Consider the following 12,575-nt stretch of genomic DNA (forward strand, 5'->3'; position numbering starts at 1 on the left):
ATCCGGTGGGTCGGGTCGCCGGGAGCGTCGGCTGTGCGACGGCTCAGCGGCGTGGGAACGGCAGGCAGGGGTATCCCTCCTCGGGCGGAAGTGGATGGCGCCTTCCATCCTCCTCACCAGCGGGGATCAATGCCAACGAATGTTTTTGCTGGGCTTGAGCAATGTGAGTGATACTTCTCGTGTGGAGCTACGTCAGCTGGAGCACTTCATCGCGGTCGCCGAGGAGCTGAGTTTCACGCGTGCCGCCCGTCGGCTGCACGTGGTGCAGTCGGGGGTGTCCGCCGCCATCCGCTCCCTGGAGCACGAGCTCGGCTGCGCGCTGTTCGAGCGCACGTCGCAGCAGGTCCGGCTCACCGGGGCGGGCGCCGCGCTGCTGCCGGAGGCTCGGGCCACCCTGAACGCCGCCCAGGCCGCACAGGACGCCGTGCGCGCCGCACAGGACACGCTGCGCGGCACGGTGAACGTGGGCGCCATGGCCTCGGTCGAGGTGGTGGACCTGCCTGCGCTCCTCGGGCAGCTGCACGCGCGGCACCCGGCGATCGACGTCCGGCTGCGGCTGGCGACGGCCGGCTCGGCGGGACTGGCGCACGCGCTGCTCAGCGGGGACCTGGACGTGGCCTTCCTGTCGCTGCCCGAACGCAAGCCCGCCGGGATCGACGCTCGGGAGCTGGCCACCGTGCCGCTCGTCCTGGTGGTGAGCGCCGCCCATCCGCTCGCGCAGCGGGGCAAGGTGGCACTTGCGGACCTCGCGAGGGAGCCCTTCGTGGACTTCCCGCCGGGCTACGGCAACCGCGAGGTGGTCGACCGGGCGTTCGCGGCGGCGGGCGTCGCACGCCGGGTGGCACTGGAAGTGCCCGACATCGACATGGGGGCGGCACTGGTCCGGCACGGTCTGGGCATCGCCTTCCTGCCCGCGTTCGCCGTTGCCCGCACCCCCGGCCTGCACGTCCTGGACGTCCACGGCACCATGCTCCGCTGGAGCATGCATCTCGGCACGTCGTCGACCCGGCGGCCCAGCTCGGCTCTGCGGGCGCTGCTCGACCTGGTCGACCTCCACGTCATCGCCCTGTGACGTCCGGGCCGCGGCCCGGCCGTCACCCGTCGGTGGTGTCCGGCCCCCTGCGTCCGCCTCGCTCCGGCCGCGACATCTGCCGCAGCATCCGCTGACGCTCACGCTGCCGTCGTCCACAGGCGGCAATGGCGGCCGCGAGGGACCGGCGATCCGCGGGTGTCACCCACCGTGCCCCGGCGCACACGCAGCGTCCGGGCCGTCGGCGCCGTGACACGGGCGCCGTGCCGAAGGCCCCGGGGTCACCCGGCGGATTCGAGGGCCTGGGAGAAGTCCGTTCCGAGCTGCGACATCAGGTCGTTGAACTCCTTCTCGCTGATCGCCTCACGGAGCACGGCCAGTACGGTCCGCACACCCCGGTCCGCTTCCTCCTCCTTGAGCATGGTGCGTTCGGCCACGCGCCGCACGCTGTCGTAGTGGCCGAAGCGCTCGATGCGGTCCGTGGTTCCCCGGCGCACCGCCTCCGCGAGGCCCTCGGGGAGCTCGGTGATCAGGTCCCTGGCCTCCCCGGGGCTCAGCCTGTGGGCCAGCGTCTCGAGCGTGGCCCAGGTCAGGTCCGCCGCCTCCTGCCGGCTCAGTCCGGTGCGCTCGGCGACGGTACGGACGAATTCCTGCTCATCCATGCGTCGTCCTCCTTCGCTGCTGTGTTGCGACGAACGGCGCGGACCCCCCTGCAAGCCTGCCACACCGACCCGGCCCGTGCCCGCGCACGGACGGCGGTGACCACGACCACCCACAGACGTAGCCGAACTCGGGCGGCTCTGCGCATTCGACGTTGAACCACAGAGGACCCGGGTGCCACAGCTTGCTGTGGCATGGGACGAATCAGCACGTGTGAGCGGGTTCGGGCGTGGAAACCCGAGGGGCCCCGACTCCAGGGAGGCGTCATGAACGCCCATGTCACTGCCCAGGGAAGCCCCATCGCCACGGTCAACCCGTACACCGGTGAAAGGGTTCGTGAGTTCCCGGCGCTGAGCGCGGAGGACGTGGGGCGCGCGATCGACGCGGCGCACTGTAGCTTTCCAAACTGGCGTGCCCGGTCGACGGCTGACCGGGGGGCCCTCGTGCAACGCGCCGGTCGGCTCATGAGGGAGCGCAAGGAGGAACTGGCGCACCTCCTGACCCTTGAGGTCGGCAAGCTGATCAACTCGAGCCGTGCAGAGGTCGACCTCGCGTCCGACATCCTCACCTACTACGGCGAGCACGGCCCCGAGCTGCTGGAAGAGCGACCCCTGCCGGTGCCCGAGGGCACGGCCGTGCTGGTGAACGAGCCGCTCGGGGTCCTTCTCGGCGTGATGCCGTGGAACTTCCCGCTGTACCAGGTGGTCCGATTCGCGGGTCCGAACCTCGTCCTCGGCAACACGATCCTGCTCAAGCACGCGAGTAGCTGCCCCCAGTCCGCACTGGCACTCGAGCAGCTGTTCACGGATGCGGGTGTGCCGACCGGGGTCTACACCAATCTTTTCGTGCGGGGCAGAGACGTCGGGAAGATCATCGATGACTCTCGAGTGCAGGGGGCGTCACTGACCGGAAGCGAGCGGGCGGGCGTGAGCTTGGGCGAGATCGCCGGCCGCAATGTCAAAAAGTCCGTCCTCGAGCTGGGTGGCAGTGATCCTTTCGTCGTGCTGGACGGTCACAACCTCGAGCGCACCGTGTACGCCGCGTTCCTCGGCCGGATGGGCAACACCGGGCAGTGCTGCGTGGCGGCCAAGCGCTTCATCGCCCTTGCCGACGTCTACGACGCCTTCGTCACCGGGCTGCGCGACCGGATGAGCGAGGTGCGACCGGGAGATCCGGCCGACCCCGCCACCACGCTCGGCCCGCTGTCCTCCGAGGCCGCGGCCGAGCTCCTGATGGAGCAGGTTCGTGACGCGGTGGACAAGGGAGCCACGGTGGTGCTGGGCGGCGGGCGGCCCGACCTGCCGGGCGCCTTCGTCGAGCCGACCCTTCTCACCGACGTCACACCGGACATGCGGGCCTACCGGGAAGAGCTCTTCGGTCCCGTCGCCACGGTCTACCGGGTCGCCGACGAGGACGAGGCCGTGGCACTGGCCAACACCTCCCCCTACGGCCTGGGAGGCGCGGTCTTCGCCGCCGACCCGGAACGTGCTCGCGGAGTCGCGGACCGGCTGGAGGCGGGCATGGTGTGGATCAACCACCCGACCGCGTCCCGACCGGAGCTGCCCTTCGGCGGCATCAAGCGCTCCGGCTACGGGCGCGAACTCGGCGACGTGGGCATCGTGGAATTCGCGAACCGCAAGCTCGTGCGCTACGTGGACGCCGACGCCCCGATCGAAGAAGTGCTGGGCTGACCTACGAGCCGGTCGACCGCACTCTCCTGTTCACGTTGACGCGGGATTGGCCGGCGTGGACGGCGGCCGGGGTGGAGGGGCTGTGCTTCAAGCGGCTGAGGAGTGGACACGGTCCCCTGCACAATCCGGGGCATCGTCAACACCATCATCCGGTTCGCCGAAAACGTCCTCCCGAGTATCCGGAGCGGGCTCTCGCGGTGCATCACCGGGCCGGCGCGGACCAGTACCGCGCCACCGTGGGCACCTGGTGCGTGCCGCGCGGCAGTCGGTCCCCACCACCGCCGTGCCGTGCGCACCGATGCGGTGCGCATCGATGGTGGATACGCGGTATCCCCGGTGCAGATACGGCGAATCGTCGGTGCTGGCCGAACGCCCTCACGGGCGCTCAACGGGACTCTGGCCAAGGCCGGGCTGGTGCGGTTGGCTCGCGCCCTGGTCGTCCCGCTGTCCGCTGGGAGCGGCGCACCGGCCTCCTCCTGGCGGTGCTGGTCACCGCGGCCGGTATCCAGGACTCCGCAGCCGGCACCCGGCTGCTCGACCAGGTCACCGCCGGCCGTCCCGGCATCCGCAGGGCGGCCCGGATGCTCCTCCGCCGCCCGGCCCACCCACTGCAGCGCTGCTGACACCACTCCCACATGAGTTCCAGCGAGGCGTCAGCCGGGCCCGCCCAGCACGATCCTCCACACTCGGGTCGCCACCTGGAGGTTCAGCCGGTCCTCGACGTTCGCGAGGTCGTTGCCGCTGATGTCGCGGATGCGCTGGAGCCGATAGCGCAGCGTGCTGCGGTGGATCGCGAGGGATTCTGCGGTCTCGTCGTAGTTGCCGCCGCAGTCGAAGTACCGGGACAGGGTCTCCACCATGGTCGCGTGGTGCCGGGAGTCGTAGTCGATGAGCTGCCCGAGCCACTCCTGTACGAACGTCTCCAGTTCCCGGTAATCGCTGCCAGGTCCCAGGATGCGGTAGAGGCCAAGCTCGTCGAAGAACGACGTGCCGTAGCGCTCGCGGCAGTGGCGGCGCACTTCCAGGGCGCGCTGCGCCTCCTGGTAGTGGCGGGGGATGTCCTTTACGGAGTCGCAAGGGGCGCTCACCCCGATCGTCCCGGACCGTGTCCCGGTCTCCCGGGCGAGCGCCTCGTACAACGCGCGGGTGTGCGGCCTGTCGTCGGCGATAAGGACGACGTGGTCGGAGCGGCGGGTCAGCAGCGAGCGCATGCCCACGGCAGAGGCCGCCCTGCCCACGGTCTGGGCGAAGGCAACGTCCGCAGTCCGGTTCGACCACTGCACCACGACGATGTAGTGGCTGCGGTGCAGGTCGTGTCCGACTGCCTCGGACCGGGCGTAGGCGCTCGCCTCGTCCGTCCCTGCCAGGAGGTCGTCGGCCAACTCTCGGTGCAGCCTCAGCTCCACTTCGGCCAGATTGCGCAGGTGCGCCAGCTCCAGGGCGAGCGACGTGGCGGCGTGTCCAAGCGCGAGTACGGTGTGCTCGTCGGCCTCCTCCCGGGCATCGACCAGGGCCAGCACGCCCAGGATCTCGCCGTGCGGGTGGACCAGGGCGATCAACCGGTCCTTTATCCGCACCGGCCCGACCTCCTTGGCGACGGCTTGCAGCATTTCGTCCTGGCGCACGGGGTCCGGTTCGGGATAGGGGTCGGGGCGGCCGGGGCCGGTCCAGGACCTCAGCCGACCGAAGCGGTCCTCGACCAGCGCGGGAAGTCCAGTGAGCCTGTGCAGTGCGCGGGTGACGGCTTCCTCGCCGCCGCTCGAGGCAGCGACGTCGGCCATGAGAGCGTGAACGGCTCGCTGGTAGCCCAGCTCAGCCACGACGGAGATCAGCTGCCGCTGGAGGGCTGTGCGTTCGTCCCTCAGTCGGTGCAGCTCCAGCGCGTCCTCGCGTCGGCGGCGATGTGCGAAGGCGACTGACAGTGCAGCAGCGGTGTGCCGGACGAGCGTGGCGAGCAGAGTTCGCTCGGCCTCGGTGGGCCGGGAGCGGGACGTCACCACGAGGTAGCCGTGGAGTCCCTCAAGTCCGCGTAGCGCCAGGGCCCGGCCCCAGGGCCTGCCGGGTACGGTCACGTCGCCGTCCTGCCCGGCCAGCTCCCGCACCCTCCGGCTGACGGCCAAGGCAGGCATCCGCCCGTTCCATGGGTTGGGGACCAGGCCGCCGCCCACCTTGAGGTATCCGGCCTCGGCGCTGTATGGCCCCGCGGCGGCTATGTGGTCCATGGCCAGGCGCAGAATGTCGACTTCGTCCGAAGTGTCGAACAGGGCGCGGGAGAGCTCGACCAGTTCGTGGAGGGCATGGTCGGCTGGGGTGCGAGCGGGCGGGCGGGGCCCTCCGCGCGCCGCCGTGGGGTGCCGCCGGGCGCTGCCCCGCGGAAGGCTGCCCTTCCGGTGGGAGTAGCGGTGGTACGGGCTGTGCGCCCCACTGCCGGCCATGGGATCACTCCGTCCCTCGAAGCCTTCAGGGAGCCGAGCGACATGTCGCGTACCCGCTCCCGGGCCGGCCTACCCGAGATGTGTGGATCCTTTCTCTCGTACTCGTGGGGCGACCGGACCTGTGCATTCCTGACTCGCCAGACGCAGGCGTGGAGCCACCCGGTTCGTCACCCTGGGGAGTGCTCGAGACTCCCCGTGCGCACCGGTAGGAACGCGGCGTGGGCCACCTGGCGCGGCCCCTGTGCGGGCGCGGGACTCCCCGACGGCCTCCCGCAAGGCCCCTGCGAAGCGCCCGGGTCCACACGACCTGCCATGGACGGCCTGCTCGAGCCCTTCGCGCGTGGCGGGCCCGCTCTCTTCGAGGGCCCGGACCAGTTCTTCGATCTCCTCGTCGAGGCGTTGCTCGGCCATGGCGGAGGTGCGGCTCGCGGCGCCTGTGGTTCCGGCCATCCCCGGCGAGTAGAAGGAACTGCCCGCGCCGACGCCCGGACGGTACGCGCCGCGCGCGGGAACTCACTCCTGAGGTCGGCGACTTGAACGAGCTGATGGGGCAGGCTCGACAGGATATCCGGGCGGCAGCAGCCGACATCTGAACACGACTGTCGATGGGGCGGTAAACGGCATGCCGGTGAAACTGAACGCGATGGCGTTCAACCACGCAAAGAAACTGACCGAAGAGGGCCGGATCGTCCTGGACGACCGGGACGAGTGGAGCGAGCACCGGCCTTCGGCAGCGGACGAGAATGCCTACCTCGAGGAGCACGGATTCGACGAGTACGCCAGGTGGTACCTGGGCATCGATGACGCGATGGGAGAGGAGACCAAGGGCCGGTACAAGTTCCCCTACGGCGATTTCGAGCGCGTCCACCGCTGCGGTGTGCTCTCTGCCGAGGTACGCGCCGGACAGCAGAAATACGCGGACATCGAGAACGCCGCCGCGCACCTGCACGGACTGCTGGACGGCAGGCGGAGCGGGAACCGGTGACAGCGCCGGAAAAAGTGCACCCTCACCCGGCCCCCGGCGACGGGGCGTCCAGTGGCGCTGGGCGTCGTCGCCCCGCTCGCCCTCCGCCTGGGATGGCTCGCTCCGGGGACGTCCGGGTGCTGTTCCGTTGCGGTACGCTCGCCCGTCTCGTCCCGCTCGCCCTCGGCCTGCGAGGGTGTGCGCGAGTACCAGGCGTCGTAATCAGGGGCTCCGGATTCCATGACGGGCCTCCTTCGTCGCTCAGGTCCATCCTCCCCTCTCAGGCCGTGGTGGAACGCCTGCGGCCTCACCGTGCGAACGGCAATCCGGCGTCGTCCAGAGAGGCGGTCCGCGGACGGCGCCCCACCATCGGCCGTCGCCAGGTCGTCGGTGCCGACGCTGTCCGGCGCCGGCCCCTCACACAGGGAGAATGCGAATGCAACAAAACCATCATGAATCACGACTGCTGCGGCCGGTGCCGGATCGGCCGTGACTGCCAGAGAGCCGCGCAACGCGACTACGACGGCCCCGGCACCTCAGCGCCCGGGTGTGGGTCATTACCCGCACCCGGGCGAGGGCGGAGTGCGGCGTCAGCCGCCGGCCACGGCGCGCACCGCCTCCTCGACCGGGGTGGACCCGCTGATCAGCTCGAGGATGCGCCCGGCGGTCCTGGGCTCGTGGAGCAGGGCGGCGAGCACCGCAGCCACGTCATCGCGCGGCACTTGGCCGCGGTCGGTGTGCTCGGCGAGCGTGACGCGGCCGCTACCGGGGTCGTCGGTCAGCATCCCCGGGCGCAGAATCGTCCAGTCCAGTCCCGGACGGGAGGCGATGTCGGCGTCCGCCTCGCCCTTGGCCTTCAGGTAGGCGGCAAACACCGGGTCGGTGCCGGGCGGAGGCGGGCTGTCCACGCCCATCGCGGAGATCACCAGGAAGCGGCGCATCCCGGCGCGCTCGGCCGCGTCGGCGAGGAGGATGGCCGCGTTCCGGTCCACCGTCTGCTTGCGGGCCGCGCCGCTGCCCGGTCCGGCGCCCGCGGCGAACAGTGCCGCGTCGGCGCCGCGAAGGTGGCCGGCCACCTCGTCCACCGAGGCGTGCTCCAGATCGCACACCACCGGTTCCGCGCCGTCCGCGCGCAGGTCGTCGGCGTGGTCTGGGTTGCGGATCAGCCCTGTGACGTTGTCGCCGCGCGCCGAGAGCAGCCGGGTCAGCCGGCGCGCGATCTTTCCGTGTCCACCCGCGATCACCAAGTGCATGGGGTCATTCTTGCCACACGCGACCGCTCACGCCGGGCTGCGGGACTGCCGCGGCAGGTCGGGTCCCCCGGATGCCGCCAAGTCGGCGTACTCGCGCACCGCGCTGGTGCGCGAGACCACCCGGCCACCGGGTCGCGCCGCAGGTGCTCGGGGATTCGCGATCGCGATTCTGTCGTCAGGAGCGCGCGAGCCGGGCCGCGAGATAGGGCGCGGTGGCGCTGCGGCGGGCCCTCGCCACCTTGGCCGGCGGACCTGCCGCGACCACCCGCCCGCCCGCGTCGCCGCCGCCCGGACCGAGGTCGATGACCCAGTCGGCGGTGGCGATCGTGTCCAGGTCGTGCTCGACGAGGACGACCGTGTTGCCGGCGTCGACGAGCCGGTGCAGCTGTCGCAGCAGCAGCGCGATGTCCGAAGGGTGCAGCCCGGCCGTCGGCTCGTCGAGCAGGTAGAGCGCGTGCCCGCGGCGGGCTCGCTGCAGTTCGGTGGCCAGTTTGATGCGTTGCGCCTCACCGCCGCTGAGTTCCGTCGCGGGCTGGCCCAGCCGCAGGTACCCCAGGCCCACCTCGCGCAACGTCTCCAGACTGCGGGAGGCGGCCGGGACGGCGGACAGGAACTTGGCGGCGGCGTCGACGGACAGCGCCAGCACTTCCGCGATGTTCTTGCCGCGGTAGGTCACTTCCAGCGTTTCGGCGTTGTACCGGGCGCCTTCGCAGGTCGGGCACGGCGCGTAGGTGCCGGGCAGGAACAGCAGTTCCACCGCGACGAATCCCTCGCCCTGGCAGGTCTCGCACCGCCCTTCGGGCACGTTGAAGGAGAACCGCCCGGCCGAGTAGCCGCGCGCCCTGGCTTCGTCCGTCGCCGCGTACAGCTTGCGCACCGCGTCGAACATCCCGGTGTACGTGGCCAGGTTGGACCGGGGAGTTCGGCCGATGGGCCGTTGGTCGACCCGGACCAGCCGGTCGAAGGACTCGACCCCCGACGCGTCCTGGACGTCGACCTCCAGCTGCGCCTCGTCGGGTTCCTCGGGTACGAGTCCGAGGTGGCCGCGGACGACCTCGCCGAGCACCTGCGTCACCAGCGTCGACTTTCCGGAACCGGACACGCCCGTCACCGCCGTGAGTACGCAGAGCGGTACGTCGACGGACACGTCGCGCAGATTGTGGCGGGAGACGCCGCGCAGGTGCAGCCACCCGTGCGGTGTGCGCGGGCGGTGATCGAGCGGCTGGGCGCGCCCGAACAGGTACTGGCTCGTGGCCGACTCCTCGACCCGCTCAAGACCGGCGACCGGGCCGCTGTACAGCACGCGTCCGCCGCCCTCGCCCGCACCGGGGCCGATGTCGACCACCCAGTCCGCCCGCCGTACGACGTCCATGTCGTGCTCCACGACGAACAGCGAGTTGCCCGCTGCCTTGAGCCGGTCCAGCACGTCCAGCAGCGGTTCCGCGTCAGCCGGGTGCAGGCCCGCGGAGGGTTCGTCGAGGACGTAGACGACGCCGAACAGCCCCGAGCGCAGCTGGGTGGCGATCCGCAGGCGCTGCGCCTCGCCGGGCGACAGGGTCGTCGAGCGGCGCCCGAGGCTGAGATATCCCAGGCCCAGGTCGAGCAGTACGTCGATCCGCGCGACCAGATCGCCGCAGATCCGGACCGCGACCTCGGTCGTCTCCCCGGATCGGGCGGTCGACGTGGTGGCGTCGGCCTCGGACCGCCCCGCGACGGGCCGCAGCAGCGCCACGACCTCGGTGAGCGGCATCGCGTTGATCTCGGCGATGGAACGTCCGGCGAAGGTCACGGCGAGCGCCTCGGGCCGCAGTCCGCTGCCGTGACACTCGGGGCAGGGCACACTCCTGACGAACCGGAGCGCCCGTTCGCGCATCTTCTCGCTCTTGGAGTCGGCGAGGACGTGCATGACGTGCTTGCGGGCGCTCCAGAACTTGCCCTGGTAGCCGTAGTCGATGCGGTCCTCCTCCGGCTCGACGTACACGGAGGGCTGCTCGTCCGTGTAGAGCAGCCAGTCCCGGTCCTTCTTCCTGAGCCTGCGCCACGGTCGGTCGATGTCGATCCCCAGGCCGCTCACGACACTGCGCAGGTTGGCGCCCTGCCAGGCGCCCGGCCAGGCGGCGATCGCCCCCTCGCGGATGCTCAGCGAGGGGTCCGGGACGAGCAGGTCCTCGGCGACGTCGTGCACGACGCCCAGCCCGTGGCACTTCGGGCAGGCGCCGGCCGCGGTGTTGGGTGAGAACGACTCGGCTTCCAGCCGTGCGGCCCCGGGCGGATAGGTGCCGGCGCGGGAGTACAGAATGCGCAGCAGATTGGACAGCGTGGTGATGGTGCCGACCGTCGAGCGCGAGCTGGGCGACCCGCGTCGCTGCTGCAGGGCGACGGCCGGTGGCAGTCCGGTGATTTCCTGCACGTGCGGTGCGCCGACCTGTTGCAACAGCCTTCGGGCGTACGGTGCTACGGACTCGAAGTAGCGCCGCTGGGCCTCCGCGTAGAGCGTGCCGAACGCGAGCGAGGACTTGCCCGAACCGGAGACGCCGGTGAAGGCGACCATCGCGTCCCGCGGAACGTCGACATCGATGTTCCGCAGGTTGTTCTCACCGGCGCCCCGGACATGCACGAAGGGGTCGGTCGCGTCCTCGTTCACCGTTCCTGATTACCTGATCGCGCCGGGAACCGCGCGACGGGCGCCGTCACCGGGCCCCGCTCACACGAGCGCTATTCGAGAGTGCTTCACCGTTGAGCCGTATGTGGGCGTGAAGGGAACTGTGTCCCCGGGCCTCACCCTTTGCCCATGAGGAGGATCGTCCGGCTGAAGCCTTATGGAGCCCCACCGCGGGGCGACCGCCCTTCGCGCCCACTCTCGATCCGCCCCGGCTGAGGATCCCCCGAACCAGTCGGGGCCTTCGCCTGCCCCCTGCCGGCGCGCTTCGGCGAACGCGGTGGTTCGCCTCCCGGTGGCACACTCGCCCGGCGGCTCAGCCCCAGGTCGCGGGGTCCTCGCCGCCGGCGACGTCAGGAGCGGCTCGGTCAAACGGATGGCCTCGGCGGTCGGTGAGGGTGCATGGCGATCCGCCTCGTGCACGAGCACCGGGAAAACGCAGGGCGCGCCGTTGACCGACGCGCCGTGGGCGCGGATCGAGCCGCTACTCCCGGGCCGGACATCGAAGCGGGGTGGCCGGTGGCGCGGCGTGCGGTGCCGACCGGGGTGGCGCGGAGCGGGTGTTCGCGGTGGCGCACGCAACCGTGGCTCCGTGGTGGAGCAGGCCCCGCACGGGCAGGACGAGGAGATCCGACCGTACCGCCTGCACCTGCTGGTGGGGGCCAGCGTGTCACGCGGCGTCGGCGTTACCTCGGGGGCATCCTGTGGCCACGTGCGATCGCGGGGGCAGCCGACGAGAAGGAGTCATGCGGGTGTCGTCTCAGGACGTTACGGTCGTGGCTCTCCTGGCGGATCCGGATGCGCCGACGGAGATCGCGCAGCGCATGGCCCAGATGCTTCCTGATCGGCTCGCCGACAGGTCAGGCCAGGGACGACGGTTCGACGTCGAGGTGGTCAGTGAGCCCTTCACCGCAGGGGCCGAGGACCCGCCCACCTTGATGCACCGGATCATGGACCGCGGAAGTGAGGGGAACTGGGACATCGTCGTGGCCCTCACCGACCTTCCGCTGCACTCACATGGGCGCAAGCTCGTGGTGGATCTGAGTCACGAACACGGCTTGGCGCTGCTGTCTCTTCCCACGCTGGGGGGCTTCCGGCTGCAGACCAGGGCCCGGCAGGCCGTGGAAGAAGCCGTGCTCAGCTTGGCGGGCCCGCGGGCCACTGGGGCTGAGGGTCCTCCGGGAAGTCAGCCGCTGCGGGGGCCCTTCATCGGTCGTCTCGCGCCCATCCATCCGGGCCAGATCGGTGAGGAGGAGATCGTCGATCTGCGGTACGTCATCAGTGGGCCGCGCGGTTACCTGAGGGTGCTCCTCGGTATGGTCCGCGCCAACCGGCCGTGGCGCTTGGTGCCGGGCTTGTCGAAAGCCCTGGCGGCCGCACTCGCCACGGGAGCCGTCGCCACTGTGAACTCCACCATCTGGAACCTGGCCACCTCCCTGAGCACGCCACGCCTGGTGATCGCCACGGTCGGGTCTGTCGCTCTCATGCTCGGCTGGCTGATCGTGGACGCGAACCTGTGGCATCGAACGGATGAGGTTTCGCCGGAGGCGAGGCAGAGGGCGGCTCTCTACAACACCTCGACGGTCGTGACCGTGGGTATCGGGGTGATCGTCTGCTACGTGGGTTTGATGGTCATCAACCTGGTGTGCGCGCTGTTCATCCTCAACGACCACGTGTTCGCTTCCACGACACGAACGCCGCTGCACGTCTCGGAGTACTGGACGTTGGCCTGGTTCGTCGCTTCGGTCGCCACGGTGGGCGGCGCGCTGGGATCGGGTCTGGAGAGCGACGAGGCGATCCGGGCAGCCGCCTACTCCAAGCGCGAACAGGAGCGTCGCAGCGTGCTGCAGGAGGACCACGGTGACTAGCGGGTGACCTCAGTC

General features: G+C 70.7%; 8 protein-coding genes and 2 pseudogenes. 5 read left to right on the forward strand and 5 right to left on the reverse strand.

The genetic code is table 11. From position 1 onward, the window contains the following. Positions 1-181: 181 nt before the first annotated feature. On the forward strand, positions 182-1,072 hold the full coding sequence (locus AB0A61_RS15265; protein ID WP_361291747.1) for a LysR family transcriptional regulator: 891 nt from the start codon (positions 182-184) through the stop codon (positions 1,070-1,072). Positions 1,073-1,311: 239 nt separating this feature from the next. Here AB0A61_RS15265 and AB0A61_RS15270 read toward each other — a convergent pair whose 3' ends face one another. Then, positions 1,312-1,692, reverse strand: a complete 381-nt coding sequence (locus AB0A61_RS15270; protein ID WP_159664843.1) for a DUF2267 domain-containing protein — start codon at positions 1,690-1,692, stop codon at positions 1,312-1,314. A 264-nt stretch (positions 1,693-1,956) separates the two neighbouring features. Here AB0A61_RS15270 and AB0A61_RS15275 point away from each other — a divergent pair, with 264 nt between their 5' ends. Next, positions 1,957-3,381, forward strand: a complete 1,425-nt coding sequence (locus tag AB0A61_RS15275; RefSeq protein ID WP_361291749.1) for an NAD-dependent succinate-semialdehyde dehydrogenase — start codon at positions 1,957-1,959, stop codon at positions 3,379-3,381. Positions 3,382-3,848: 467 nt separating this feature from the next. Next, a pseudogene (locus AB0A61_RS15280) lies at positions 3,849-3,953 on the forward strand (IS5/IS1182 family transposase); the annotation flags it as partial. Between the two features lie 81 nt (positions 3,954-4,034). On the opposite strand, the gene AB0A61_RS15285 reads toward AB0A61_RS15280, so the two are convergent. Next, positions 4,035-5,816 carry a helix-turn-helix domain-containing protein gene (locus AB0A61_RS15285; protein ID WP_361291751.1) on the reverse strand — a complete coding sequence of 594 codons (1,782 nt, stop codon included), beginning with the start codon at positions 5,814-5,816 and terminating at the stop codon, positions 4,035-4,037. A gap of 622 nt (positions 5,817-6,438) precedes the next feature. Here AB0A61_RS15285 and AB0A61_RS15290 point away from each other — a divergent pair. Then, entirely contained in the window at positions 6,439-6,801 is a 363-nt protein-coding gene (locus AB0A61_RS15290; protein ID WP_361291753.1) for a hypothetical protein, read from the forward strand. A 569-nt stretch (positions 6,802-7,370) separates the two neighbouring features. On the opposite strand, the gene AB0A61_RS15295 is transcribed toward AB0A61_RS15290, so the two are convergent. The 3 genes and pseudogenes from AB0A61_RS15295 to uvrA form a co-directional block, all read right to left on the reverse strand. After that, on the reverse strand, positions 7,371-8,033 hold the full coding sequence (locus tag AB0A61_RS15295; protein WP_361291755.1) for an SDR family oxidoreductase: 663 nt from the start codon (positions 8,031-8,033) through the stop codon (positions 7,371-7,373). 27 nt (positions 8,034-8,060) lie between these two features. Continuing rightward, a pseudogene (locus AB0A61_RS15300) lies at positions 8,061-8,159 on the reverse strand (hydrolase); the annotation flags it as partial. A 49-nt stretch (positions 8,160-8,208) separates the two neighbouring features. After that, positions 8,209-10,677 (reverse strand): excinuclease ABC subunit UvrA, encoded by a 2,469-nt coding sequence (uvrA, locus tag AB0A61_RS15305; RefSeq protein ID WP_361291757.1) that lies wholly within the window; start codon positions 10,675-10,677, stop codon positions 8,209-8,211. A gap of 761 nt (positions 10,678-11,438) precedes the next feature. Between uvrA and AB0A61_RS15310 the strand changes: the two genes are divergently transcribed. Continuing rightward, positions 11,439-12,560 (forward strand): hypothetical protein, encoded by a 1,122-nt coding sequence (locus tag AB0A61_RS15310; protein ID WP_361291759.1) that lies wholly within the window; start codon positions 11,439-11,441, stop codon positions 12,558-12,560. Positions 12,561-12,575 lie beyond the last annotated feature (15 nt).

Origin of the sequence: Streptomyces sp. NPDC046197, assembly GCF_040646295.1 — a bacterium.
Classification (GTDB): Bacteria; Actinomycetota; Actinomycetes; order Streptomycetales; family Streptomycetaceae; genus Streptomyces.